General features: G+C 66.0%; 26 protein-coding genes. 14 read left to right on the top strand and 12 right to left on the bottom strand.

Translation table 11 applies throughout. The features are described from left to right. From ggt to VGQ94_10280, 11 genes are all read left to right on the top strand, one after another. Positions 1–1,650 (top strand): gamma-glutamyltransferase (ggt, locus tag VGQ94_10230; GenBank protein HEV2022890.1); only part of this gene is annotated, 1,650 nt, incomplete at its 5' end. Beyond that, complete coding sequence (locus VGQ94_10235; protein HEV2022891.1) at positions 1,650–2,468, top strand: sugar phosphate isomerase/epimerase family protein; 819 nt, start codon at positions 1,650–1,652, stop codon at positions 2,466–2,468. The genes ggt and VGQ94_10235, both read left to right, overlap by 1 nt. A 37-nt stretch (positions 2,469–2,505) precedes the next feature. Next, complete coding sequence (gene asnS, locus VGQ94_10240) at positions 2,506–3,831, top strand: asparagine--tRNA ligase (protein ID HEV2022892.1); 1,326 nt, start codon at positions 2,506–2,508, stop codon at positions 3,829–3,831. A gap of 30 nt (positions 3,832–3,861) precedes the next feature. Continuing rightward, complete coding sequence (gene rocF, locus VGQ94_10245; protein HEV2022893.1) at positions 3,862–4,806, top strand: arginase; 945 nt, start codon at positions 3,862–3,864, stop codon at positions 4,804–4,806. After that, complete coding sequence (locus VGQ94_10250; GenBank protein ID HEV2022894.1) at positions 4,806–5,693, top strand: hypothetical protein; 888 nt, start codon at positions 4,806–4,808, stop codon at positions 5,691–5,693. The genes rocF and VGQ94_10250 overlap by 1 nt, the downstream gene beginning before the upstream one ends. Before the next feature lie 55 nt (positions 5,694–5,748). Then, positions 5,749–6,942, top strand: coding sequence for a D-alanine--D-alanine ligase family protein (locus VGQ94_10255; GenBank protein HEV2022895.1), 1,194 nt, complete (start codon positions 5,749–5,751; stop codon positions 6,940–6,942). 91 nt (positions 6,943–7,033) lie between these two features. Beyond that, positions 7,034–7,732 carry a TetR/AcrR family transcriptional regulator gene (locus VGQ94_10260; protein HEV2022896.1) on the top strand — a complete coding sequence of 233 codons (699 nt, stop codon included), beginning with the start codon at positions 7,034–7,036 and terminating at the stop codon, positions 7,730–7,732. Continuing rightward, positions 7,729–8,784, top strand: coding sequence for an efflux RND transporter periplasmic adaptor subunit (locus VGQ94_10265; protein HEV2022897.1), 1,056 nt, complete (start codon positions 7,729–7,731; stop codon positions 8,782–8,784). Before VGQ94_10260 ends, VGQ94_10265 begins: the two co-directional genes overlap by 4 nt. Beyond that, positions 8,781–9,821 (top strand): ATP-binding cassette domain-containing protein, encoded by a 1,041-nt coding sequence (locus VGQ94_10270; GenBank protein ID HEV2022898.1) that lies wholly within the window; start codon positions 8,781–8,783, stop codon positions 9,819–9,821. Before VGQ94_10265 ends, VGQ94_10270 begins: the two co-directional genes overlap by 4 nt. 4 nt (positions 9,822–9,825) lie before the next feature. Next, entirely contained in the window at positions 9,826–10,944 is a 1,119-nt protein-coding gene (locus tag VGQ94_10275) for an ABC transporter permease (protein HEV2022899.1), read from the top strand. 149 nt (positions 10,945–11,093) lie between these two features. Then, on the top strand, positions 11,094–11,552 hold the full coding sequence (locus tag VGQ94_10280; GenBank protein HEV2022900.1) for a hypothetical protein: 459 nt from the start codon (positions 11,094–11,096) through the stop codon (positions 11,550–11,552). Here the strand turns inward: VGQ94_10280 and fabD are convergent. From fabD to VGQ94_10305, 5 genes are all read right to left on the bottom strand, one after another. Beyond that, entirely contained in the window at positions 11,531–12,493 is a 963-nt protein-coding gene (fabD, locus tag VGQ94_10285) for an ACP S-malonyltransferase (GenBank protein HEV2022901.1), read from the bottom strand. The genes VGQ94_10280 and fabD overlap by 22 nt on opposite strands. Further along, positions 12,493–13,551, bottom strand: a complete 1,059-nt coding sequence (gene plsX, locus VGQ94_10290) for a phosphate acyltransferase PlsX (GenBank protein ID HEV2022902.1) — start codon at positions 13,549–13,551, stop codon at positions 12,493–12,495. The genes fabD and plsX overlap by 1 nt, the downstream gene beginning before the upstream one ends. Positions 13,552–13,581: 30 nt before the next feature. Continuing rightward, a complete protein-coding gene (rpmF, locus tag VGQ94_10295; protein HEV2022903.1) occupies positions 13,582–13,767 on the bottom strand; it encodes a 50S ribosomal protein L32 in 186 nt (61 codons plus the stop codon). Positions 13,768–13,812: 45 nt separating this feature from the next. After that, complete coding sequence (locus VGQ94_10300) at positions 13,813–14,379, bottom strand: DUF177 domain-containing protein (protein ID HEV2022904.1); 567 nt, start codon at positions 14,377–14,379, stop codon at positions 13,813–13,815. A 131-nt stretch (positions 14,380–14,510) separates the two neighbouring features. Next, positions 14,511–14,993: a prepilin-type N-terminal cleavage/methylation domain-containing protein gene (locus tag VGQ94_10305; GenBank protein ID HEV2022905.1), complete on the bottom strand. Its 483-nt coding sequence runs from the start codon at positions 14,991–14,993 to the stop codon at positions 14,511–14,513. Positions 14,994–15,192: 199 nt separating this feature from the next. On the opposite strand from VGQ94_10305, the gene VGQ94_10310 reads away from it, so the two are divergent. Continuing rightward, positions 15,193–16,314, top strand: coding sequence for an aldo/keto reductase (locus VGQ94_10310; protein ID HEV2022906.1), 1,122 nt, complete (start codon positions 15,193–15,195; stop codon positions 16,312–16,314). Between the two features lie 56 nt (positions 16,315–16,370). Here VGQ94_10310 and VGQ94_10315 read toward each other — a convergent pair whose 3' ends face one another. The 3 genes from VGQ94_10315 to VGQ94_10325 all read right to left on the bottom strand — a co-directional run bounded on the left by VGQ94_10315 (position 16,371) and on the right by VGQ94_10325 (position 18,528). Further along, positions 16,371–17,084, bottom strand: a complete 714-nt coding sequence (locus VGQ94_10315) for a tetratricopeptide repeat protein (GenBank protein ID HEV2022907.1) — start codon at positions 17,082–17,084, stop codon at positions 16,371–16,373. A 65-nt stretch (positions 17,085–17,149) separates the two neighbouring features. Continuing rightward, positions 17,150–17,887 (bottom strand): ABC transporter ATP-binding protein, encoded by a 738-nt coding sequence (locus tag VGQ94_10320; GenBank protein HEV2022908.1) that lies wholly within the window; start codon positions 17,885–17,887, stop codon positions 17,150–17,152. A 272-nt stretch (positions 17,888–18,159) separates the two neighbouring features. Further along, on the bottom strand, positions 18,160–18,528 hold the full coding sequence (locus VGQ94_10325; GenBank protein HEV2022909.1) for a TraR/DksA family transcriptional regulator: 369 nt from the start codon (positions 18,526–18,528) through the stop codon (positions 18,160–18,162). Between the two features lie 227 nt (positions 18,529–18,755). On the opposite strand from VGQ94_10325, the gene VGQ94_10330 reads away from it, so the two are divergent. Next, complete coding sequence (locus tag VGQ94_10330) at positions 18,756–19,895, top strand: beta-propeller fold lactonase family protein (GenBank protein ID HEV2022910.1); 1,140 nt, start codon at positions 18,756–18,758, stop codon at positions 19,893–19,895. A 112-nt stretch (positions 19,896–20,007) separates the two neighbouring features. Here the strand turns inward: VGQ94_10330 and VGQ94_10335 are convergent, their stop codons facing one another. After that, positions 20,008–20,751, bottom strand: coding sequence for a GvpL/GvpF family gas vesicle protein (locus VGQ94_10335; protein HEV2022911.1), 744 nt, complete (start codon positions 20,749–20,751; stop codon positions 20,008–20,010). A 189-nt stretch (positions 20,752–20,940) separates the two neighbouring features. After that, positions 20,941–22,437, bottom strand: a complete 1,497-nt coding sequence (gene aroE / locus VGQ94_10340) for a shikimate dehydrogenase (GenBank protein HEV2022912.1) — start codon at positions 22,435–22,437, stop codon at positions 20,941–20,943. 338 nt (positions 22,438–22,775) lie between these two features. Here aroE and VGQ94_10345 point away from each other — a divergent pair, with 338 nt between their 5' ends. Further along, positions 22,776–24,284 (top strand): OmpA family protein, encoded by a 1,509-nt coding sequence (locus VGQ94_10345; GenBank protein HEV2022913.1) that lies wholly within the window; start codon positions 22,776–22,778, stop codon positions 24,282–24,284. 127 nt (positions 24,285–24,411) lie between these two features. On the opposite strand, the gene amrA is transcribed toward VGQ94_10345, so the two are convergent. Together amrA and pgsA are read right to left on the bottom strand one after the other, a co-directional pair. Beyond that, a complete protein-coding gene (gene amrA, locus VGQ94_10350) occupies positions 24,412–25,026 on the bottom strand; it encodes an AmmeMemoRadiSam system protein A (protein ID HEV2022914.1) in 615 nt (204 codons plus the stop codon). Beyond that, positions 25,010–25,666, bottom strand: a complete 657-nt coding sequence (gene pgsA / locus VGQ94_10355) for a CDP-diacylglycerol--glycerol-3-phosphate 3-phosphatidyltransferase (GenBank protein ID HEV2022915.1) — start codon at positions 25,664–25,666, stop codon at positions 25,010–25,012. The genes amrA and pgsA overlap by 17 nt, the downstream gene beginning before the upstream one ends. Positions 25,667–25,669: the final 3 nt, after the last annotated feature.

Here is a 25,669-nt window from a genome sequence, read left to right on the forward strand (position 1 = left end):
ATGGTGGCGAGCGTCCACGAACTGGCCTCGCAGGCCGGAGTGGAGATGATGCAGGCGGGCGGCAACGCGGTGGACGCTGCCGTGGCCACCGGCTTCGCGCTGGCGGTGGTCCACCCCCAGGCGGGAAACCTGGGCGGCGGAGGCTTCCTGCTGCTGCGCATGGCGAACGGCGAGACCCACTTTCTCGACTATCGCGAGAAGGCGCCGGCAGCGGCCACGCGCGACATGTATCTGGACGCGCAGGGCAACGTCATCCACCATGCCAGCACCGTTGGGTATCGCGCCATCGCGGTTCCCGGCTCGGTGGCCGGACTGGTGTACGCGCAGAAGAAGTGGGGGAAGCTGCCGCTGGAGCGGGTGATGGCGCCGGCCATCAAGCTGGCACGCGAAGGCTTTGCGCTCAGCTACGAGGACGCGCGCTCTTTCCGCGACCCCGACTTCCACCTGGGCGAGTTTGCTGAGTCGAAGCGGATATTCCAGCGTGATGGGAACTACTACCAGCCGGGCGAGATCTTCCGGCAGCCGGAGCTGGCGGCGACGCTGGAGCGCATCGCCAAGGATCCCGACGACTTCTACCACGGCAAGCTGGCGCAGGAATTGGCTGCGGCGGTCCAGAAGGGCGGAGGGCTGATGACGGCCGCCGACCTCGCCGCCTACGAGGTGAAAGAACGCGAGCCGGTGCGCGGCAGCTACCGCGGATACGAGATCATCAGCACCCCGCCGCCGTCTTCGGGCGGCATCGCGCTCATCGAGATCCTGAACATCCTGGAAGGCTATGACCTGCGGCGTCTGGGGAGCCGCTCCGCCGATTCCATGCACCTGACCGCCGAAGCCTTCCGGCGCGCCTTCTTCGACCGCGCCGAGTTCCTGGGCGACCCCGATTTTGCGAAGATCCCCGTGGCGCAGTTGATGGACAAGAAGTACGCGGCGGCGTGGCGGGAGTCGCTCAACCCGGCGCACGCCTCGGCCAGCGCCGAGCTGCACCGTCCGGCCTTCGGCGAGCTCGACCGCTACGCCGGGAAGCGTCCGCGGCGCGCGCTGCGCGAGCGCGTCCACACCACGCACTACTCGGTGGTGGATCCCGAGGGCAACGCCGTGGCCGTCACCACCACACTGAACGACAGCTTCGGCTCCGCCGTCACCGCGCAGGGTCTTGGCTTCCTGCTCAACAACGAGATGGACGACTTCACCACCAAGCCCGGCGTCCCCAATATCTACGGGCTCATCCAGGGGCCGGCCAACGTTATCGGGGGAGGGAAGCGCCCGCTCTCTTCCATGATGCCCACCATGGTGCTGAAGGACGGCAAGCTCTTCCTGGTGCTGGGCTCGCCCGGCGGCTCCACCATCATCAGCACGGTGGCCAACATACTGATGGGCGTGGTGGACTATGGCATGAACATCCAGGAGGCGGTCAACGCGCCCCGCTTCCACCACCAGTGGCTGGAGGACGCAATCTACCTGGAGCGCGGCCGCTTCTCCCCGGACACGCTGCGCCTGCTGGAATCGCGCGGGCACAAGGTGCGCTCGGAAGCGCCCTGGGGCGCGCAGGACCTGTGGGGCGACGGGGAGTGCATCGAGATCGATCTGAAGACGGGCGAGCGGCTGGGGGCGAGCGACGCCCGCAACAACGGGAAGGTGGTGGGCTACTGATGCTGCGCGCCATGTCCACCTACGTGTGCGTGAAGGAGCGGCTGCATCCCGGCCTGCTGGACGGTCTGGCGCGCGGAGGCGCGCAGGCCATTGAGATCTTCGCCGCGCGCGGACACTTTGACTACAGCAACAAGGCGCACGTGAAGGAGCTCGCCGGGTGGTTCCGCAGCTCGGGCGTGCCGCTGAACTCCCTGCACTCGCCGATGTTCAACGACTACGAGTGGGGACGCAGCGGCTCTCCCGCCATCAACGTGACCGAGCCCGACAAGAAGCAGCGCTTCGAGGCCATGGACGAGATCAAGCGCGCCATCGAAGTGGCCGAGCTCATCCCCTTCCAATTCCTGGTGCAGCACATGGGTAACGGCGGTGACGAGTTCGATCCCGCCAAGTTCGAGGCCGGCGTGAACTCGCTGGAGCACCTGCGCGCCTTCGCCAAGCCGCTGGGCGTCCGCTTGCTGGTGGAGAACATCCCCAACGAGCTTTCCACCGCGGAGCGGTTGCTGGAGTTCATCCGCGTGCCGCACTTCGAGGATGTGGGCGTGTGCTTCGACGTCGGCCACGCCTACCTGGCGGAGGGAGTGACGGAGACCTTCGGCAAGCTGAAGGAGTACATCCGCTCCACCCACGTGCACGACAACCAGCACGACCGCGACTCCCACCTGTGGCCGGGAGACGGGAAGATCGAATGGAAGCAGGCCATGGCGCTGTTGCGCTCCGCGCCGCAGGCGCCGCCGCTGCTGATGGAGATCGACGGCGAGGGCAAGGGCGACATCGTGAAGGGCATGGCCGAGGCCTTCCGCCGCCTGGAGGCTGTCTAGCAAGCGCCCACGCGGCCTGATGGATTTGGAAAATAAAATGGAAGCACCCATTACCAGCGTCGCTCAAATCGGCGGCCACGACGGCCAGACCGTCACCCTGCGCGGGTGGCTCTACAACCTGCGCGAGAGCGGGAAACTGCTTTTTCCGCAGTTCCGCGACGGGAGCGGAGTCATTCAGGGCGTGGTGGCCAAGAGCGACGTTTCTCCGGAGCTGTTCGAGACGGTAAAGAACCTGACGCAGGAATCGAGCGTCATCGTGCAGGGAAAAGTCCGCGCCGACAAGCGCGCTCCCGGCGGCTACGAGCTGGTGGTCAGCGATCTGACCGTGGTGCAGCGCGTGCCCGACGACGAACCTTATCCCATCTCGCTCAAAGAGCATGGGGTGGACTTCCTGATGGACCACCGGCACCTGTGGGTGCGGACGCCGCGGCAGGCGGCCATCCTGCGCGTGCGCGCGGAGATCATCAAAGCCTGCCGCGACTTCTTCGATGACCGTGGCTTCGTGCTGACCGATCCGCCCATCCTTACTCCCGCCGCCTGCGAGGGCACCAGCACGCTGTTTCCCGTGGACTACTTCGGCGACCAGGCCTTCCTCACCCAGTCCGGCCAGCTCTACATCGAGGCCACGGCCATGGCGCTGGGCAAGGTGTATTCCTTCGGGCCGACGTTCCGCGCGGAAAAATCAAAGACCCGCCGCCACCTCACCGAGTTCTGGATGGTGGAGCCGGAGGTCGCCTTCGCCACCCTCGACGACCTGATGGACCTGGCCGAGGACCTCATTGCATCCATCCTCGAGCGCTGCCTGGAGCGGCGGCACGCGGAGCTCACCACCATGGGCCGCGACGTCGCGCCGCTGGAGAAGGTGAAGAAGCCCTTCCCGCGGATCAGCTACGACGAGGCAGTGAAGCTTTTGCAGGAAGGCCACGCCGAAGGGAAGGTCGAAACGAGATTCGAATGGGGCGGCGACCTGGGCGCGCCGGACGAGACCTATCTGGCCTCGCGCTTCGACCGCCCAGTGATGGTGCACCGCTATCCGGCGCAGGTGAAGGCCTTCTACATGGAGCCCGACCCCAAGCAGCCTGACCGGGCCCTGTGCGTGGACGTGCTGGCGCCCGAAGGCTACGGCGAAATCATCGGAGGCTCGCAGCGCATCGGCTCCCACGAACTGCTGCTGCGGCGCATCCGCGAGCACAACCTGCCGGAAGAGGCATTCAAGTGGTACCTGGACCTGCGCAAGTACGGCGGCGTGCCGCACGGCGGCTTCGGCATGGGAATCGAGCGGGTGGTGGCGTGGGTCTGCGGCCTGGAGCACGTGCGCGAGACCATCCCCTTCGCCCGCATGATCAATCGGCTTTATCCCTAGGGAGAGTAGAGAAAGGTAAGTTTGTTTATGGTGACCACAGCAGCAGCATCGTTCTCGAGCATCGTGCCCAAGAAGATTCGGGTGATCGGCGTGCCCCTGGATTTGGGGCAGTCGCGCCGCGGCGTGGATATGGGTCCGTCCGCGGTGCGCGTAGCCGGACTGGAAGCGCGACTGGAAGCTCTCGGCCACACGGTGGAAGATGCCGGCAACATTTTGGTAGCCATCGCCGAGCAGAAAAAAGAGGGCGACCCCAAAGCCAAGTACCTGAAGGAGATCGTCGCCACCTGCACCAAACACGCCGATTTGGTGCTGAAGACGCTCGAAGCCGGCAAGATACCCATCGTGCTGGGCGGCGACCACTCGGTGGCCGTGGGCACCATGGCGGGCGTGGCCGAGTTCCATCGCCGCCTGGGACACAAGGTGGGGCTCATCTGGATCGACGCCCACACCGACATCAACACGCCGGAGACCTCGCCCTCGGGCAACGTCCACGGCATGCCGCTGGCCGCCATCATGGGACTGGGCCCGGCGGAGCTGGCCAACATCGTCAACTTCTCCCCCATGGTCGCGCCGGAGAATTGCGTGTTGGTGGGAGTGCGCGACATTGACGTGGTGGAGAAGGAGAACGTGCGCAAGGCCGGAGTCGAGGTCTATACCATGCGTGACATCGACGAGCGCGGCATGCGCGCCGTGATGGAAGAAGCACTGCGCATCGCCGGGCGCGGCACCGCGGGCTACCACATCTCGCTCGACATGGACTGGATCGATCCCGAGGACGCCCCCGGCGTGGGCACTCCGGTGCGCGGCGGCGCCACCTACCGCGAGGCCCACCTAGTGATGGAAGCCATCGCCGACCACGGCCGCATGACCTCGTTCGAAATAGTTGAGGTGAATCCGGTGATTGACGAGCATAATCGCACTGCGGATCTGGCGGTCGAGCTGGCGTTGAGCGTGTTTGGAAAGAAGATCCTCTGATGGCCTACGAGACCGGACAACTCATCGAGCATCCCAAGTGGGGACGCGGCAAGATCGTGCAGGTGGATGGCGACAAGGTGCGCGTCATCTTCAAGAGCGAGCCGCAGCCCAAGCTCATCGACGCCGCGCGCTTCCCGCTGACCCTGGCCGCCGATCAAAAGGACCCGTACTTCGGGCGCATCCACTTGCCCGCCTCCTCGGGCAAGGGCAAAGGGAAGAGCGCGGGCGGAGTGAAGAGCGCCGTCACGCAGGCCGAGGCCAAGCGCCGCTTCCTGGCGAAATTCCCGCTGGGCTTTCAGGATCCCGCCTATCGCGCGACGGAGCGCGATACCAAGGTGCAGGGCTCGGAGCGCTGGGCGCGGGAGATGAGCCGCGAGGAACTGGAGCCGCTGCTGGCGGCCGGGGAGTTCGCGGAGGTGGCGAAGCGCGCCATGCAGATCGAGGCGACCACCAACCTGCTGGACGTCTTCGCCAAGGCCGCGCTGCGCAACGCCGCCAAGGCCGAGCCCGAAGCCTTTGCCCGCGGACTCTTCGAACTGGTCTGCGGCCACGGGGAGATGCCCGACCGCTTTGAGGGCTTCGGAGCCATGCTCGACAGCCTGCCCCAGCCCAAGACCCAGACCTTCAAGTGGCCCATCCAGACTATTTTTTCCTTTCTCGCCGACCCGCGCGAGAACCTCTTCCTTAAGCCCAAGGTCACGCAACTGGCCGCCGACCGCTTCGGCTTCGACCTGCAGTACCGGCCGCAGCCGGCGTGGGACGTCTACGCCCGGGTGCTGGAGTTCGCGCGGCAGCTCGCCCAGGACCTCGCCGAGCTGAAGCCCGCCGACCTGATCGACGTCCAGTCGTTCATCTACGTGAGCGGGCGGATGGAAGAAGAGCCGTAACGCCCGTTCCCGGCGTCTAAACAGGCAACCGCGGATTCAATGAGAGAATGAATCAATGAACAAGTTGCGCGTGGGAGTCCTGTTCGGCGGGCGCTCGGGGGAGCATGAGGTCTCGCTGCTCTCTGCCGCCTCGGTCATCGAGGCCATTGACAAGAAGAAATACGAGGTGGTGCCCATCGGCATCACCAAGCAAGGCCGCTGGGTGACCTCGGGACATGCCCAGCAACTCTTGCGCGGCAAGGGATCGGGAAAACATCTCCGCGCCGGTGATCCAGCGGCCACCGCGCCCGCAGCGGTGCTGGCCAAGGGCGAGGGCATCATCGTCCCGCCCGAACCGCGCTCTGAAGATGAGCCATCGCTGGCTGCGTTTGAACCCGCGGGCGGGTCGCCCGCATCCACACAGTCCGCAGCGCACCTCATCGCCGTGGACGTCATCTTCCCCGTATTGCACGGCACCTTCGGCGAGGACGGCACCATCCAGGGCCTGCTCGAACTGGCCGACCTGGCCTACGTGGGCGCGGGCGTGCTGGGCTCGGCCTGCGGCATGGACAAGGACGTGATGAAGCGCCTGTTCGCTGCGGCGCGGCTGCCCATGGTCAAGCACGTCACCATCCTGCGAAGCGATTGGGAGCGCGACCCCAAGGCCGCGCGCCGCGCCATCGAAAAGAAGCTGCGCTATCCGGTCTTCGTCAAGCCCGCGAACCTGGGCTCCTCGGTGGGCATCAGCAAGGTCCACCAGGGCAGGGAACTGGCGGCGGCGATTGCGGAAGCCGGCGCCTATGACCGCAAGATCATCGTCGAGCAGGGCGTGGGCGGCGCGAAAGGGAAGGCGCGGGAGATCGAGTGCTCGGTGCTGGGCAACGACCAGCCGCGAGCCTCGGTGGCCGGGGAGATCGTCCCCGTCCAGGAGTTCTACGACTACAACGCCAAGTATCTGGACGAGGGCTCGAAGCTGCTCATCCCGGCCAAGATCAGCCAGGCGCAGCAGAAGAAGGTGCAGCAGATGGCCGTCGCCGCCTTCCAGGCCGTAGATTGCTCCGGCCTCGCCCGCGTGGACTTCCTCATGGACCCGAATACCGGGAAGATCTACGTCAACGAGATCAACACCATGCCCGGCTTTACCTCCATCAGCATGTACCCGAAGCTGTGGGCAGCTACGGGGATTGCGTATCCCGAGCTCATCGACCGGCTCATCCAACTGGGACTGGAGCGCCACGCCGAGAAGAAAAAGAACCAGTACAGCCGCTAGGGCAGCCCTTCCGGGAAGCCTGTTTCCCCCACAAAAATCTTCTTGTATCGGGGCCAGGCGGTTGCTAATCTAACTAACTGGTTAATTAACTATGATCCCAGCCGCCAAGCCCAGAACCGCCGCCAATCGGTCCCCAAAGTTACGCCGGCAGCCCGAGCGCACCCGCCAGGCCATCCTCAAGGCCGCCTTGCTGGAGTTCGCCCAGGAGGGCGCGGCCGGGGCGCGCATCGACCACATCGCCCGCGCCGCCCGCGTCAACAAGGCGCTGCTCTACTACTACTTCAAGGACAAAGAGCGGCTCTACGGCGCCGTCCTCGACCAGGTATTTTCCGGGCTAGCGGAGCGCATCAATGAGGTGCTGGACCGCAACCTGCCGCCGCGGGAGAAGGTGCTGGCCTACGCCGCGGCGCACTTCGACTACATCGCTGCCTCGCCCATGTATCCCCGGGTAGTGCAGCGGGAGATGATGCGCGCGGGGCGCGCCGGCTCCCCGCACATCCGCCGCATGGTGGATCTGTACCTTCGTCCCGTCCAGGGGCGCCTGGCGGAGCTGTTCCGCGCCGGCATGGAGTCGGGCGACTTCCGCTGCGTGGACGCCGTGCATTTTGTTTTCTCCATCGTGGCCATGAACGTCTTCTACTTCTCCAGCGCGCCGGTGCTGGCCCTGCTCTCGCACGCTGACCCGCTGGCGCCGGAAGCGGTCGCCGCGCGCCGGGCGGCAGTGCTCGACCTGATCGCCGCCGCGCTCTTCACCACTCCGCAGGCAACCGCCGGAGGTTCGAACGCATGAACTATCGCAACAAATTCCTCGCCCTGCTGGGCGTGCTGGCGGTGCTCGCCGCCATCTACTACTTCGCCACCGCCAACCGCTCCAGCGACCTCTCGCTCATCGGCACGGTGGATTCCAACCAGGTCATCGTGAGCGCCAGGATCTCCGGCCGCATCGAGCGCTTGCTGGTGGAGGAGGGCTCGGAGGTGAAGCAGGGTGACGTGATCGCGCAGTTGGACCGGGCCGAGTTGGAAGCGCAGTCCAAGGCGGCAAGCGCGCAGTTCTCGAGCCAGGGCTCCCGGGTTTCGAGCAGCCAAGCCACAGCGGCACAGGCGAGCGGCGAGACTTCCAGCGACGTGACCAACGCGCAGTCGCTGGTGCAGTCGGCGCGCGCCCAGCTTGCCGAGGCCCAGGCCAACCTGGAGCGCGAGCAGCTGGACAACGCGCGCATGGTGAAGCTGGCCGCGGAAGGCGTGGCCTCGCAACAGGACCGCGACCGCTCGAGCGCCGCGCTGAAGGCGGCGCAGGCGCGGGTGAAGTCGCTGGAGGATCAAGTGAAGGCGTCGCAGGCCGCGCTGGGCGCGGCGCAGGCGCGCACCCAACAGGCGCACGCCGCCGCCAGCAACGTCTCGGCGGCCCGCTCCGAGATGAACGCCGCCCAGGCGCAATTGGCTGAGGCCGAGACCCGCCTGGGCTATACGCAAGTGGTCGCGCCGGTCTCGGGGACGGTCTCGGTGCGCGCCGCGCGCCAGGGCGAGGTGGTCGCCGCCGGCCAGCCCATCGTTACCATCGTGGATTTGAACGACGTCTGGGTGCGCGCCGCGGTTCCGGAGACCGAATCCGACGGCGTGGCCCTGGGCGATACGCTCAAAGTCCGCCTGCTCTCCGGCCGCGTGCTCGACGGCACGGTCATCTTCAAGGGCGTGGAGGCCGACTTCGCCACCCAGCGCGACGTGGGCCGCAGCAAGCGCGACATCAAGACCGTGGTGCTGAAGGTCCGCGTGGACAACCGCGACAAGCGCCTCACCCCGGGCATGACCGCCGAGGTGCTGGTGCCCGCGAGGAAGAAGTGAACACCTTCGTCAAGCCCGCGAACCACAAGCCGAACGGCGGCCCGCCCGCCATCGAGGTGGAGAACATCACCAAAAAGTACGGCGACTTCACCGCCGTAGACAGCGTTTCCTTCGCGGTCGAGGAGGGTGAAATCTTCGGCCTGCTGGGGCCGAACGGCGCGGGCAAGTCCACGCTCATCCGCATGATGACCACGCTCATCGAGATCACCAGCGGAACGGCGCGCGTCGCCGGCCACGACGTGCAGAAGGAGCCGGACGCCGCCCGCCGCTTCATCGGCGTGATCCCCCAAGCGATGACCAGCGACCTGGACCTCACGGTAGGCGAAAACCTGGGCATCTACGCCAAGCTCTACGGCGTGCCGGCGAAGGAGCGCAAGCGCTCCATTGCGGAGCTGCTGGAGATTATGGACCTCACCAAGTGGCGCGACGCGCAGACCAAGACGCTCTCCGGCGGCATGCGGCGGCGGCTGGAGATCGCGCGCGGGCTGGTCCACAGTCCCAGCATCTTCTTCCTCGACGAGCCCACCACCGGCCTGGACCCGGTCTCCCGCGTGGCGGTGTGGGAGATGCTCACCAAGCTCAAGCAGGAGCGCGCCCTTACCGTGCTCCTCACCACCCACTACATGGACGAAGCCGATCGGCTGTGCAACCGCATCGCCATCGTGGACCACGGACACCTGGTGGCCCTGGATACGCCGCACGCACTCAAGGCCAGCGTCCCCGGGTCGAACGTCATCGAGGTGCAGTTTTCGCACGTGCCGGAGCTTTGGGAGGAGCGGCTGCGCAAGCTGGGCAAAGTCCATTCAGTGAAGCTGGAAGGCGATCACACCTACCGCATCCTCTCCGACGAAGGCTCGCTGACCACCACTGAATTGGTCTCCATGGCGCTGGCCGAGGGGGTGCAGGTGAAGTCGCTCTCGGTGCAGAGCACCACGCTGGACGACGTTTTCGTGCACTACACCGGGCGCCAGTTGCGCGACGAGCAGGTGAAGGCCTTCGCCTACACCGGCTATGTCTTCGGCCAGGAGATGAGGTAAGGCGATGGGCTTGGTGCGCATGATGGCCATCGTGGAGCGCGAGTTGCGGCGCTTTGTCCGCTCCCCCGCCCTGATGATGGCTTCCATGGTCTTCCCCCTGGTGCAGCTCATCGTGCTGGGCAGCGCCTTCGGCGGCAAGATCAAGGACGCGCGCCTGGGGGTGGTGGACTACGACCGCGGCACGCAGTCGCTGAAGGTCCGCGAAGCCTTCGACTCCATCCGCTCCAACGCCGGAACCTTCACGCCGCAGTACTACGATGACGAGAAGCAGATGGTGGCGGACGTACGCAACGGCAAGCTGGAGGCCGGCCTGGTCATCCCGCCGCAGTTCTCCCGCCGCGTCTATCAGCAGGAGCAGCCGCGCATCGCATTGGTGGTGGATAACACCGACGGCTTCATGAGTTCGGCCCTGGAGGGCAAGCTCACCGAGCTGGTGGCGGCGCTCAACCGGCCCGACGTCGAGCCCCACATGGTGCGACAGATCGCGCTCGACGTGGTCGAGCTCTATCCCTACAACGACTACCTGAAGTATCTGCTGCCGGGCTCCATTGCGCTGGCCATGTTCGTGAGCGTGATGATCGGCGGCGGCATGCTCTACATCGACGACAAGGCGCGCGGCATCCACGAAGGCTTCCTGGTGACGCCCATCACCAAGCTGGAGCTGGTCGCCGGGCTGACCGTGGCCGGCGCGCTCAAGGCGGTGGGGGCTGGCATCGTGCTCACCCTCATCGGCTCGCTGATCGCCGGCGTGGGCACCACCTTCCATCCCGTCAAGCTTTTCTGGCTGCTGGTGATGATCGCGCTCACCTCTCTGGCTTTCGTCAGCATGATGTTCCTGCTCATGGTGCGGGTGGAGGACCCGCTCGTGCCCCGCGCTATCTTCGGCATCCTGAATACGCTGCTCTTCTTCCCCTCCGGCGCCATCTATCCGGTTCAGGCGTTTCCCGCGTGGCTGAAGGTGGTCGCCTGGATCGATCCCTTCACCTACGCCGTGCACGGATTCAAGTCTCTGCTGCTGCGCGAGGCCGGCTTTGCTGCAATCTGGCCGGATATGCTGTATCTTTCGGTCTTCGCCGCGATCACGCTCATCGGCGTGGTGGCCCTGTTCAAGCGGACGTTGTAGGGAAGATTGAGCCATTGAGTCATCGGGCCATTGAGTCATTGACTCGTTCGGCGCTTGGCCGGGAACCTTTTGACCCTCCGGGGCCTCACACTTCAATGACACAATGACTCAATCACCCAATTTCCAATGACTCAATCACCCGATTCCCCATGACCCTCTTCGAGGCTCCCGCCTACGATCCGCGCCGCGCGCGCCGCAAGAAAGAGCTGCTGGCGGCGGGACTGCTGTCGCTGGTCCTGGTTGGCCTGCTCACCTACCGCTTCTGGAACTGGCACGAGGAGCGCGCGGTGGACAAGTTCTTCTCGCGCCTGGAGCAGAAAGACTACGAAGGCGCCTACGGCGTCTGGATGGCCGACCCTGAGTGGCGGCAGCATCCGCAGAAGTACGAGCGCTACACCTACGGGGACTTCTATGGCGACTGGGGACTCGGAGGCGAGTGGGGCCTGATCCACAGCCATAAGATCGAAGCCACGGTGCGGCCTCCGAAGGGCGGCAGCGGCGTCATTGTGGTGGTCACCATCAACCAGCGGGCCCAGAAAGCCTACCTCTGGGTAGAGAAAAGCGACCTCAGCCTGACGTTCTCGCCCTACGAGGTCGAGCTGCGCTGAGCCAGCGTCTTCTCGAGCGAGGCTGGGTCTTCTACGTTCATGCAGGCCTTAGCGCGGTCGATCTGCCGCATCAGGCCGCACAGGACCTTTCCCGGGCCGACTTCGACAAACGTATCCACTCCTCTTTCGATCAGCGCGCGCATGGACTTTTCCCACTGCACGGCGCCGGTGACCTGGCGGATGAGGGCGTTGCGTGCCTTCTCGGCTGAGTCGAGCACCTCGGCGTCCACGTTCGTGACCAGCGGGAGGTTCATGGGGTGGAAGGTCGCAGCTTTCAGGTCGGCCGCCAGGCGGTCCTGTGCCGGCTGCATGAGCGCGCAGTGGAAGGGCGCGGATACCGGCAGCATGACGGCGCGCTTGGCGCCGCGCTGCTTCACCAGCTCCGCGGCGCGCTCGACTGCAGCCGCATGGCCGGAGATGACCACCTGGCCGGGGGAGTTGATGTTGGCGGGCGCGACCACCTGGCCCTGCGCGGCCTCGCGGCAGGCGGCTTCAATCTCTTCGAGCGACAGGCCCAGCACGGCGGCCATGGCGCCCTGGCCCGCGGGGACCGCCTCCTGCATGTAGCGTCCGCGGTTGCGGACGATCCGCACCGCATCGGCGAAGTCGAGTGTACCCGCCGCCACGTGCGCCGAGTACTCGCCCAGGCTGTGCCCGGCGACGAACCCGGGCGCAACGCCCTGCTCGCGCAGCACCCGCAGCGCGGCCACCGAGACGGTGAGGATGGCGGGTTGCGTCACCTCGGTCATCTTCAGCTTCTCTTCCGGCCCTTCGAAGCACAGCACGGAGAGGGCGTAGCCCAGGGCGGCGTCAGCCTGGTCGAAGGTTTGCTTGGCTAGGGGATAGCGCGCGGCCAGCTCCTTGCCCATGCCCACGGACTGCGAGCCCTGGCCGGGAAAGAGGAAAGCAACGGACTTGGGATTGCCGGGAGCCGTGGCCATCAGGAGTGGATGCGCTCGCGACTTTCTTTGCCGGCGGCGGCGGGGCGGGCCTTGCCGCGCCTGGACGACAGTTCTTCCTCGATGCGCGCCATCACGTTGCGGGTGGAGAACTCGGCCGCCACGCGGATGGAGTTCTTCAGCGCGTTGTTGTTCGCCGAACCGTGGGTAATGATGCAGGCGCCCTTCACGCCCAGCAGGGGCGCGCCTCCGTATTCGGAGTAGTCCAGCCGCCTCTTGAAGTCCTGGAAGGCGTGGCGGGCGAGCAGGAATCCGACCTTGGCGGCGACGGTGGATTCCAGGCTCTCCTTGAGCAGCCGGCGCACCAGGTCGGCCACGCCCTCGGAGACCTTCAGGGCCACGTTCCCGGTGAAGCCGTCGCAGACAATGACGTCCACCGCCCCGCGGTAGAGGTCGCGCCCCTCGACGTTGCCCACGAAGTCCAGTGGCAGTTCCTTGAGCAGCGTGAAGGCATGGCGCGTGAGTTCGTTGCCCTTGGATTCCTCTTCGCCGATGGAGAGCAGGCCCACGCGGGGGCGGGCGACTCCAAAGATGTGGCGCGAGTAGATCTCGCCCATCACCGCGAACTGCGCCAGGGCGTGCGGGCGGGAATCCACGTTGGCGCCGACGTCCAGCAGGATGGCGGCCTTGCCGGTGGCGGTGGGAAAGACGGCGGCCAGCGCCGGGCGGTCCACCCCGGCCAGGGTCCCCAGCACGATCTTGGCGGTGGCCATGGCGGCGCCGGTGTTGCCGGCGGTGACGAAGCCCGCGGCCTGGCCGGTGCGCACCAGCCGCAGCCCCACGTGCATGGAGGAATCGCGCTTGGTGCGCACCGCGCGCGCCGCCGGCTCCCGCATGCCGATGGTTTCGCTGGCGTGGACGATTTCGATGGGCAGGCGCGCGGCTCTGGGATGGTCGGCCAGGAAGGCGCGCAGGCGCGTCTCGTCGCCCACCAGCAGCACGCGCACGTCATAGTCGCGCGCGGCCAGGATGGCGCCCTCGATCTCGGGCTTGGGGGCCCGGTCCGAGCCCATCGCGTCCACGGCTATGACGGTCGGCATCGCGCTCCGCCCGCCCAGGCGGGCTGCCTGCTACTTCTTGGCCTTCACTGCCACCACTTCGCGGCCGTCGTAGTACCCGCACTTGAGGCACACCCGGTGGGGCAGCTTGCTCTCGTGACAGTTGGGACACTCGGAGAGCGAGAGTCGAGTGAGGAAGTCGTGTGCGCGCCGCTTGCCGGTGCGCGCTTTGGAGTGTCTGCGTTTCGGATTCGCCATGATTGCCTTCTTTGCCCCGGAAATCCGGGGGCGGAATGTTGGATTCTAGCTCTTCAGCTGCTCCCGGATCTTGCCCAGCGCCGCCCAGCGCGCATCGCTCACCGCCGGCGCGCAGTCACAGCGCTCGCGGTTGCGATTGCCTCCGCACACCGGGCACAGCCCCTGGCAGTCCTTCCGGCACAGCGCCTTCAGCGGCACCGCCAGCAGCATCTGCTCCTTGAGCACGTCTTCCAGCAGCAAGCCGTCGCCGGAGTAGAAGCTGATCTCCGTTTCCGCCTCGCTGATGGAGGTGTCCGGCCCGCGCCGCTCGATGCCCCGCGGCCGGTAGAGCAGGTCGAAGCTGTTCTTCAGGTCGCTGGCCACCGGCTCCAGGCAACGCGCGCATTTCACCGCGATGCGGGTCGCGAAGCCGCCCACCACCCGGATGTCCTGGATCACCTTGCGCCCCTCGTGTTCCTCCACCAGTTCGGCCCGGCCAGTGGCGGTCAGGGGCGTCTGCTGCTCGACGTCGGGACCCAGATCCAGCGCCTGCGGCAGGAACTCCTCCCGGAAGTCGAGGGGCTGCTCTTTCAAGGCCTGAATAGTGATGAACATCTTGATCTGCCGGCTCACCGCGGCGGGCGCGGGGCCCGGCGCCGTAACTTGCTGTCAGGACAATGTTTAAGAATACGGTCGCGGGCGGAAATGTGTCAAGGAACCCCTCCGCCAGGGGCGAGCGCATCCCGGCTCTCTGGGCACCAGTCTTACTGAAGGGCTTGCGCGCAGGCAACCCCGCCGGCGGGATCGAAGGAAAGGGAGCTCAGCCGGTTGGAACAGAAGCCACGGATCCCAGTCTGCATGTAGACCACCGGGATTGCCGTTAGGTCGTAGTTGTACACGGGCGTGCCGGCGGTGTTAATGACCATGAAATCGTACCCGCTGTGGCGGCAAGGTTGGGCGGCGCAGCCCAGCACCCAGTCCAACAGGCCCGCCGAGGTCGAGGAAACCTGGTTTCCCGGCTGGGGTTGCGCCAGCTTGAGCAGGGTGTCGGAATAGCCGATGGTGGGGTAATTGATGATGTAGGTAGTTTCCGCGGTGTTGATGGTCCGCAGGGAGGCGACCGCCGAGGACTCATTCGCCGAGATCCGGGCCCTCATCATGTTGGGAATGGCGATGGCCGCAATGATCAGGATGATGGCCACCACAATCAGCAACTCGATCAGCGAGAATCCCTCTTGTTTGCGCATATGGGTACCCACAGCCTTACTCCTGTCATCAAGGTCCTGGGGAGGGTACATGCAACGGGGAGAATGCAACTCTAGCATAGGTCGCCACCCCCTGCGCAAGCGAAAAGTTTACCCCTCAAACCGGCCTTTCGCGCACAGTCTCAGACTGAGAATGACGCCGCCGGAGCGCCTTCCACCCTCCTGTTACACTGCGTCTCTTATGTCGAAGGGATTTGCCACGGCCGAAGGTACGGCGCGCTACCGCGACCGCTTCCCCCGCCTGCGGGAAGCCGGACACTTCCGCCGCGCCCAGGGGGCGCCGGGCGCGGGCGAGCTTTGGATGTCGTCCATCGGGCTCGGCACCTACCTGGGGGAGCCGGACGCGGCCGGCGACGCGCGCTACACCCAAGCCATCGCGCACGCGCTGCGCTCCGGCATCAACCTGCTGGATACGGCCATCAACTACCGCCACCAGCGCTCGGAGCGCAACATCGGCGCGGCGCTCGCGCAGCTCTTCCAGGCGGGCGAACTGCGCCGCGACGAAGTGGTGGTGTGCACCAAGGCCGGCTACCTCTCGTTCGACGGCGAGATGCCCGCCGACCCCCGCCAGTATTTCCAGCGTGAGTACGTGGAGCCCGGCCTCCTGGACCCGGCCGAGGTCGCCGGGGGGATGCACTGCATGGCTCCGCGCTATCTCGCCAGCCAGATCGAGCGCAGCCGGAAGAACCTCGGTCTGGAGACGCTCGACGTCTTCTACGTCCACAACCCGGAGTCGCAATTCGCCTCGGTGGAGGCCGCCACGTTCCGCTCGCGGTTGAAGGAAGCTTTTGTGATGCTAGAGCAGGCGGTGCGCGAAGAGAAGATCCGCTACTACGGAGCGGCCACCTGGGGCGGCTTCCGCGCTCCCGCGGAGGCGGCCGATGCCCTCCACCTCTCCGAGGTCTTGGACGCGGCGCGGGAAGCGGGCGGCGACCAGCATCACTTCCGCTTCGTCCAGTTGCCCTTCAATCTGGCCATGCCCGAGGGCTACGCCTTCCGCAACCAGAAGCTGGGAAGCGAGTCGGCCTCCACCATGACGCTGGCCGCGGCCGCGGGCGTGGTGGTGGTGGGCAGCGCCACGCTCTCCCAGGGCCAGCTGACGCGCGACCTGCCCGACTACGTCCGCGAGCGGCTGGGCATGGCGACCGATTCGGAGAGCGCCATCCAGTTCTCGCGCTCGGCGCCCGGGTTGACCACGGCCCTGGTGGGCATGAGCCGCACCGAGCACGTGGAAGCCAACCTGAAGGTGGCAGCCCACGCGGTCACGCCGCCGGAGGAATGGAAGAAGCTGTTCGTGAAGTGACCGGGAACCCCGTGGCGGGCGCCCTCGCCCGCGTAAAGACGTTCGATGCAACGTCTCTACTTCCCCAGCCGACTGATGCGCGCGGCCGCGATCTCGCCCGCCACTCCCGTGGGGTTCTCGATGCGGACCTGCTGATAGAGCTTGCTGGCTTCCGCCGGCTGCTTTTCTTCGTAGAGTGAGCCCAGCTCCAGTTGCGCCGTGGCCTTGGGGACGGAGTCGCTGGGATTGTCGATGAGCTCGCGGTAGAGCTGAATGGCTTCGGCGTCGCGCTTCTGGGAGCGGTAGAAGCTGGCCAGCGCCAGCTTGGCCAGCGGCGCCAGGTCTTTATTGCCGGACTGGACGATGGCCTTCAGCTCGCGCTCCGCTGCCGCGGTGTCGCCGCCTTCCATCGCGGTCAGGCCCACGTAGTAGCGGGCCATCCTGCCGCTGCGGGTGTAGGAATACTGGTCGGCCACCTTCTGGAACCCCGCGCGCGCCGCCTTGGCGCGCTCGGCCGTCGAGGCGAACGACGGGAAGTCGGGATTCTCCGGCGTCCCTGCGGGACGCAGCGGACGCTGATAGGTGCGCAGGGCACTGCCCATCTCGAAGCTGGCCTTCTGCTCGCGCCATTGCAAGAACGCCCACCCGCCCACTCCTACCACCGCCGCCACCAGCAGCGCGGTCGAGGCCACGCTGACCAGCTTGCGATGGTGTCCCGCCCAGGTGACGGTGCCTTTGGCGGCGTCGGCGAGTTTATCTTCCTTGAGCTGGTGGCGCGTGTATCCGGGCACGGGGTCCTTACTGGAAGCGAAGGGTGAGAACGGATTTCCAGTCTAGCAGCGTGATTTCGCGAGCGTCAAACCTGTACCGCGGGCCGCAGCGCGGTGGTGACGTGCAGCAGGCGGCCGCGGTCGAGCAGCAGGGTGCGATCGCAGAGGTCGCGGATCTCCTCGCGGTTCTGCGACACCAGCAGGATGGCGGCGCCACGGGAGTGCGCGGCGTGGCGGATGAGGTCGGTCATGCGCTCGGCGGATTCCGAATCCACGCTGCGCGTGGGCTCGTCGAGCAGCAGCACGCGAGGGTCGCCCAAGAGCGCGCGCGCCAGCGAGAGGCGCCGCTTCAGTCCGGTGCTCAAGGTGGAGTAGCGGTCGTCGGCGCGCTGGATGAGCCCGGCAGCGTCGAGCGCGTAATAGATGTCCGGCTTGCCCACGTGGCGCCCGCACTCCGCTCCCGCCAGTTCCAGGTTGCGGCGCAGGGTGGCGTGGCGCTGGAAGCCGCGGTCCTCGGAGAGCACGATGCCCACGTTGCGGCGCACCTCGGCGGCGTCGCACTCCACGTCGAAGTCGCAGACCTGGGCTTCGCCCGTGTCCGGGACCTCGAGTGCCGCCAGGATCCGCAGCAGCGTGGTCTTCCCCGAACCGTTGGCGCCCACGATGCCCACGATCTCGCCGAACTCGACGGTGAAGTCCACCTCGTCGAGCGCGGGGACCCAGGCGGCCGGGCCGCGCCGGCGCAGCCAGGAGAACAGTCCGGGACGCGGCGCTGCCTCCGCCGGAAAAGACTTCGAGAGTTCGCGAACTTCGATGGCAAACATGGCTGCTACCTGGGTCAGGATCCCGGCGCGGGCACTGCAGGGGAAACAGAGTCGCCGGAGACCAAAAAGTCTAGCACGCGCCTGCCCCGGAGAAACAGGGTCCGGAGGAAAAAGACAACTGAGCTGCCCTTCTTGCAGGGTCACATTCTTGCGAATGTCGTCCTGAGCCCGCCCCGAGCGGGCGAAGGACCTTGCGTTTGACTCTGTTGCGTGGTGGGTCCGCCAACAGAAGAGCCGCCATGGCCGGCGGCTGAGCGGGATCCCAAAAATGGTCAGGCGCTGTTCTCTTCCATCTGTCCCTGCTCGGCTTTTTCCTGGCAGGCGATGCAGTAGCGGGTCCAGGGCACGGCGTCCAGGCGCTTGGCGTTGATCTCCGCGCCGCAGGAAATGCACAGGCCGAACGCGCCCTCGCGGATGCGGTCGAGCGCGCCCTCCACCATCTGCAGCAACTGGCGCTCGCTGTTGCTCTGGTGGAAGAGGAACTCCTTGGTATAGGAGTTGGCGGCTTTGTCAGCGATGTCCTGGGCGACCTCCTCGTCGGCGGTGCGCCCGTCGTGCTCGGTGCGCGAGACGATGCGCCGCAGCTCCACCTGCCGCGCTTCCAGCTTCTTCTTGAATTGCTCCAGCCGCTTTTTGTCCATGGCCTCTTTGCTGCACGATTCCTGGTGCAGGCGCCCCAGAGGGCTCCGCAGGCAGAAATCGAATCCGCAATGATAAGCGCGCTTTCAAAGCAGCGTCAACCGGCGATTGGAAGTGCCCGGGCCCGAACCCTGGGATGGAACCTCGTTCGGAAATCGCACCACGGAAGCCAACTCGCGATGGAGGGCAACTCGCTGTAAGATGGGTGCATCTTGGACAAGGAAGAGACATGAGGTTTCCCGGCAAGCCGCATCTGTTCCTGGCAGGACTTTCCGTCGTTGCGATCACCAGCGCGTGCGGTGGCGGATTGTTGGGTGGCCTTCTCGGCGGCGGAGGCGGCGGAGGGAGCAATCCCGTTGCGAAGTTTGCCTATGTGACCAACCTCGCCGGCAGCAATCTTTCCACCTACAACGTGAATGCGAGTACGGGCGCGCTTTCCACCGGGACGGGCTCGCCGGTCGCGACCAGTTCCGGGCCTTCCGCAATCCTGATTTCTCCCAACGGCAAGTTCCTCTACGTAGGCGGGACCAATATCACCGCCTTCACGATCAACAGTTCCGGCACGCTGGCCACTCTCGCCGGCTCGCCCTTCGGCGCCGGCACCGACCCGGCTGGCCTGGCCATCGATCCCGGGACCAAGTTCCTGTACGTGGCCAGCTTGAGCCTGAACCAGATCAGCGCCTTCGCCGTTAATTCCACCACCGGCGTCCTGGCCGCGATGGGCGGCTCTCCGTTCCCCGCCGGGAGCGGGCCGGCAGCCGTGGCGATCGATCCCGCGGGGACATTTCTGTTTGCCGCCAACAGCGTGAGCAACGACGTCTCCGCCTACACCATCAACTCCACCACTGGCGCCCTGACTCCGGTGGCCGGTTCTCCGTTCGCGGCGGGCACCGCCCCGGTTTCTCTGACGGTGGACCGTTCGGGCAAGTTCCTCTACGTCACCAACTCCACCTCCAATGGCGTCTCGGCCTTCAGCATTGCCCCCGGCACCGGCGTGCTGACGCCGCTAGGCGGCTCTCCCTTTCCGGCAGGCACCAAACCGGTTTCCGTGGCCGCCAGCCCCATCGCCAACTTCCTCTACGTTTCCAACAGCACGGGACCGTCCACGGTCTCAGCCTACAGCTATGACGGCACCACCGGCGCGCTGACCCCGATCGCCGGCTCTCCCTTTGCGGTAGCCGCCACCACCAGCCAGGGGCTGATCGTCGATCCCACCGGGAAGTTCGTGTATGTGGCCAACAATGGCTCGGACAAGGTTGTGGGCTTCAAGATTGACACGGCGACTACGCCCGGCGCGCTGATCGCCATTCCCGGGTCTCCGTTCGCCGCGGGCAGCGGTCCCCAGCACATCGCCGTCTTGAAACTTTAGGGTGTCCCCGGACGGTAGGTGAGGTACTTTTCCATGGGGATTTCGAAGTAGAAGAGTTCGGCAACCGCTCTAATCGCGCAGGCCGTGGACTTGGTTCGCCTGCAGCCGTCCCCTAGCTGTGCCCGGTGCCGGTGCGGAGTTTGTCCGGCATGAAGTGGTAGGGAGGCCAGGGGCCGCTGATCAGCAGCTCGCAGTTTTTCAGGCGGCGCGCGGCGCCGGCGTAGCGGTTCTGGTATTTTTCCACCGACTTGTGGTCGATGAGGTGGGCGATGTCAATGAGCATCCCGCCCGTGACCACTTTCTTGCAGCTCACGTCTTCTTCCAGAGGATGAAAGAGCTTGTGCACCTGGACGGAGAGGGCGCGGGCCTTGGTCTGGCGCTCGCGATGCCGGGCCGCCTTCTCCCGCAGCTTGGTCAAGTACTCGCCGCCGGCGGTCAGGGGCAGGGGCTCCTCCACGATGGCCTGCAATAGGGAGCCGTCCTTCACCAGCAGCTTCAAGTGCATTTCGGCTTTGCCCTTCAGATGGGTGACGCTGGCCAGGAAGGCCTTGCGGTTGGAGCGGACGGCGCGGCGCAGCGCGTCATCGCTGTCAAACACGGTTCCAAAGCGGAAGGGCAGGACGGTGGTGGCGCGGAAGCACTCGCTCACCACCCGGGCGTGCTCCAGCGCGGCTTTCTGCTCCAGGCCGCCGGTATGCTCGTACTCGCTCACGATGACCGCAAACTCCCCGCTGGGATAGCCCATCACCTGGGCGTCCTGGATACCTTTGAGATTCTCTATGGGGAAGGGGCGGCGGGCCCGGGAGTCACCTTGGAAGGCCTGTTGCTCGGCGATACAGTATGCGTACCACGCCATGTCAGTCGCTCCGATCAAGGGCGGACGCGGAAGGACCGCGGTCGCCATGGACTTGGTTACCGACGTCGCTTGTGGAAGATATTGGGCTTGGGCGAACGAGGAGTTCGGCGGGGTTGCGCCATCTCCAACCTCTTAATCCTAGTCGCCGGAGGGGGGAATAGCAACCCTAAGGGTATGGGCGCCGCAGGCTTACTTTTTCTTCTTGCCGGTCGCGGCCGCCTGCTGCTCCAGCGCCGCCATGAGGATGCGCTGCATCTCGTCGACCGGCGCCGGCTTGCCCGTCCAGATCTCGAACTGGCGCGCCGCCTGGTGCAGCAGCATCTCCCAGCCGGGGATCACCTGCAGCCCTCGCGCCCGGGCCACGCGCAGAAAGCGGGTCTCGGCGGGGGAGTACACCATGTCCATCACCACCCGCGCGTTGATCTCGCGGTCCTTGAGCGGGATGCGCGCTCCCTTCATGCCCACCGGGGTGGCGTTGATGATGACGTCGAAGGCCAGCTTCTTGAGCGCTGAGCGCCCGATGAACTTGGCCCGCGCCTGCTTGGCCAGCCGTTTTCCCGCCCCGGCCGTGCGGTTCATGATGTACACGTCGGCCTGGCGCTCCTTCAGGCCGAAGACCGCGGCCCGCGCCGCGCCCCCGGCTCCCAGCACCAGCACCTTGGCTCCGTGGATGACCAGGCGCTGCTCCAGCGGACGGATCACCCCGGCCACGTCGGTATTGAAGCCGTACAGATTCCCGTCCTGGCCGCGGATGACGGTGTTGCAGGCGCCGATCTTGGAGCTGACCGGGTCGGTGTTGTCCAGGTGCTTGAGGATCTCCTCCTTGTAGGGCATGGTCACGCTGATGCCGTGGATGGGGATGTCGCGCACGCAGGCCAGCAGGTCCTCCATGGTCTTGGCGTGCAGGGTCAGATAGACGGCGTTCACGTTCTCGCGACGGAAGGCGGTGTTCATCAGCAGGGGCGAGAGCGAATGCGCCACCGGGTCGCCGGCCACGCAATAGACGCGCGTGGCCGCGTCCACCTGGTCGATGCGATAGGTGTTGCGCAGCGTGTACCCGGCGATCTGGCCCGGCGCCGTTTCCTCCCCCGCCGTGGCCGCGCCGAAGGTGAACACGCTTCCCGCCCGCACCCCCAGCACCCGGCTGATGATGCCCGGCTCCCCCATGCACACCCCCACCATGGAGTGCTTCTCGCTCTTCTGCTCCAGGAACTTCATCATCACCACGTTGTCATAGAGCCGGTTGGCGGTGCTGACGATCTTGTAGAAGTCAGCGGGGATGGCCTGCATCTTCTTGAAGGTCTCGTCCAGCTTGCGGGTACCGCGAAAATCGTGGAAGGAGAGGATGAGCGCCGCATGGGTGCGCAGCCGCTCCACGTCCTTGGGCTTGAGCTTGAGGACGCTCTCCAACTCCAGGTCGAGGAGTTGGCAGCCGCTAGCCGCCCCTCGGATGAGCAGGTCGATCTGGCCGGCTACCGAACCCCGGAACTTGCCTCCGTTCCGCGCTCTGCGGCAGGTGGCGATGGCCAGGACCTCGGGGTGATAGTCCAAGAAGCGCTTGATGCGCGCAAAGCCCGCGGAGGGCTGGCGCAGGTAGTCTAACCTGAACTCAATAAAGGGGTTATCCCGGACCACCCCCTCCGCCCGCTCCAGCATTTCGGGGGGCGTCCTGCCGACGATGGCCACGCATACTCGGGGAAGCCGCAGGGGCAACAGTCGGGGCGCGTAGGTGGCTGAAGGTGACATTCTCTTGCGGGGCCGTTCGGCTGCTCCGGCCCCCTGCGGAGCCGGAAAAATCGCGGCGGCCGGCGCAAATCTTACAGGCGCGCCCGGAGCAACGCAACAGGCCTTTTCCCGCCGCCGGGGCCCCCGGACTGCCCCGTACCTTTAAGGTTAATACTATGGGCTTGACCCACTTCGCCCGCTTTGTTAGCGTTCCATCCGGGAGATTGCCGCAAAAGCTGTCTTTTTGCTGGCTTTGTCTTGGTGTCGTCCGCCCTCGCGGTGAGGATTCCGGAGGAAACATGAAGAAACTGGCTCTTGTGCTCATGATGTTGGCTGCAGTGGCGTTGGTGGCCCAGCAGCCCGCGGGACCGGCGCCGCAGATGGCGGCGACCAACCTGACGCAACGGGTGGCCTCGCCCACCGTGTCTGACGTGTATTGCTCAGGATTCATCACCAATCAGCTCGTCCCGGAGACGAACTTCGTGGTGGCCGGCTGGGCGACGCCCCACCAGACCAAGTTCGCCGACCGCGACTACATCTACATGCAGGGCGGCAGCTATGCTGATGGCACCCTGCTGTGGGTGGTTCGCCACCTCCGCGACCCCAACCACTACCAGGCCTTCCCGGGGCAGATCGCGGCCATCTCCGCCGTGGGCGAGCCCTACGCCGACATGGGCCGGGTCAGGGTGGTGGCCACACGCAACAACATCACCATCGCGCGGGTGGAATTTGCCTGCGATACCATGAGCCCGGGCGACCTGGTGATGTCCTACTCCGAGCGCACCGTCCCCCAGTATCGCCGCGACGTCGCCTTTGACCGCTTTGCCGTGCCCAATGGCAAGCTCCAGGGCCGCATCGTCATGGCCAGGGATTTCGACACCGTCATGGGCGCCGGACGCAAAGCCTACCTGAACGTTGGTGCCGACCAGGGCGTGAAAATAGGGGATTACTTCCGTGTAGTGCGCGACTACGAGATCTCCAAGATGGAGCCGGTGGACGCCCTCTCCTACAAGGCCACCAACATCGAAGACACGCAGAAAAAGCCCCCAGTGTTCCCATCGTCGCGCTCGGGTGAGCTGCCGCGGCGCTCCCTGGGCGAGGCCATCGTGCTCAGCGTCAGTCCCAAGAGCTCCACCGTGATGTTGACCTACTCCTTGGAAGAGATGCTGGTGGGCGACCACGTAGAGATGGAAGAGCCGCCGCCGCCGCTTCCGCCCCCGGTGGAGAATCCGCCCACCATCGTGTGCAGCGCCGATCCGGCGACGGTACGCGTAGGCGAGAGCTCGCGCATCACCAGTGACGCTTCCAGCCCGGACAACCGCCCGCTGGTTTATTCCTATTCTGCGAGCGCGGGCAGCGTCGCGGGCGAGAACAACACCGCCACGCTGGATACGCGCGGCACCGGCGCCGGGCCCATCAGCGTGAAGTGCACGGCCACCGACGACCGCAACCTCTCCGCCTCGGCCATGACTTCGGTCAACGTGGAGGCTCCGACTCAAGAGAGCCGGATGAGCGAGTGCGGCTTCAACCGGACGGCGCGCGTGGACAACAAATGCAAAGCCATCCTGGATGACGTGGCGCTGCAACTGCAGCGTGACCCCGACGCCAAGGCCGTTGTGATCGGTCAGACCGGCCCCGGGGAAGCTGGCGGGGAGAGACTCGCCTCCCAGCGCGCTGCCAACACCAAGGCCTACCTGACCAAGGACAAGGGCCTCGATGGCAGGCGCATCGAGGTGCGGACGGGCACGGGTGGCGGCAGCAAGACCGACGTCTGGGTGGTGCCGGCCGGCGCCAGCGGGCCCCAGTAAGGTAGCGCCGGCGTCTCGCCGGCAAGGACCGAACCTCAGCGGTGCGCTTCGGTGCACCGCTTTTCTTTTCTTTTCCCGATTGTCATTCCGAGGGCAGCGAGGAAACTGCTCTTGCAGCGCGGCCGCACTACCCATCCTCGCCGAAGACTTCCGCGATGAACGACTGCAGGTTTGCGCCGCTCTTCCAGGCATCGGCGGGCAGGCCGGCTTTGAGGCAGGTTTGCTCCAGGAAGGTGGTCGCGTCCCACTCCTGCTCCACCGCCACCTGGGGCAGCAGCAGGCCACGGTAGGAGCCGCGGGAGACCACCAGCCCGTGGTGTCCGACCACGATCTCTTCCGGGACGATGGGCTGGAGCGGGGAGAGCACGCTGATCTCCACTTCGAGCCCCCGCGCCTCCTCCGGGCTCACCGGCAGGAAGCGAGGATCGTGGAAGGCGGCGTTCAGCGCAGCCTCCATCACGGTGTGGTAGAGCCCGCGCGTGGGCTGGACGAATCCCACGCAGCCGCGCAGTGTCCCGGCAAGATGCAGGGTGACGAAGGCGCCGCGGAGTTCGGCGAGATGCGGCGAGGGCGCCGGGGGCGCCGAGTCCATCGGCCCGCGCTGGTCTCGCAGCGCCCCCTCGATAGTCTGGTGGACCAGCCGCAGCAGCTGTGCGCGCTCCTCCTGCGAGTACTCTCCCGGGGGAGCGGCTTCGGCGGCGGCGGCGGGGGTGGCGGTCGCTTTCTCAGGTTGCGGGGACATCGTCCGACTTCGCTCTGCGCCGGCTGAGCAGGAAGGAGCGCCGGCGCTTGCGCTTCACAAAGGCGTGATCGATCTTCGACCAGAAGGCCACGAAGTAATCGGCGGCGGAGACCAGCGACAGCGCCACCATGAACCAGATGGAAAGCCGCGCGATCAGCTCCACCGGGACCACCATAAATCCGAAATCCCAGAGCATCCAGCGGTGGTCCACGATGGCCGCGACCACGCTGAAGATCTGCACGAAGGTCTTGAACTTGCCCAGGTCGCTGGCCTCGAGGGTGAAGCCCTCGGAGGAGGCGATGGAGCGCAGGCCGCTCACCAGGAACTCGCGCCCGATGATGATCACCGCCATCCAGGCGGTGACGATGCGCGGGTTGAACTGCACCAGGGTGACGAAGGCGGCGGTGATCATCAGCTTGTCGGCCAGCGGATCGAGCAGCGTGCCCAGCGTCGTGACCTGGCCGCGCTTGCGGGCGAAATACCCGTCGAGGGTATCGGTGAGCGAGAGGGCGATGAACAGCGCGGAAGCCGTCAGCTCTTTTTGCCCGAACTGGCTCGAAAGCGTGTTGCTGGTGAGCAGCCAGATCAGCACCGGGATGCCGAAGATGCGGATGAGCGAGATGGAATTGGGCAGGTTCACGGG

The sequence above is a fragment of the Terriglobales bacterium genome, from assembly GCA_035937135.1.
Classification (GTDB): Bacteria; Acidobacteriota; Terriglobia; order Terriglobales; family Acidobacteriaceae; genus DASYVL01.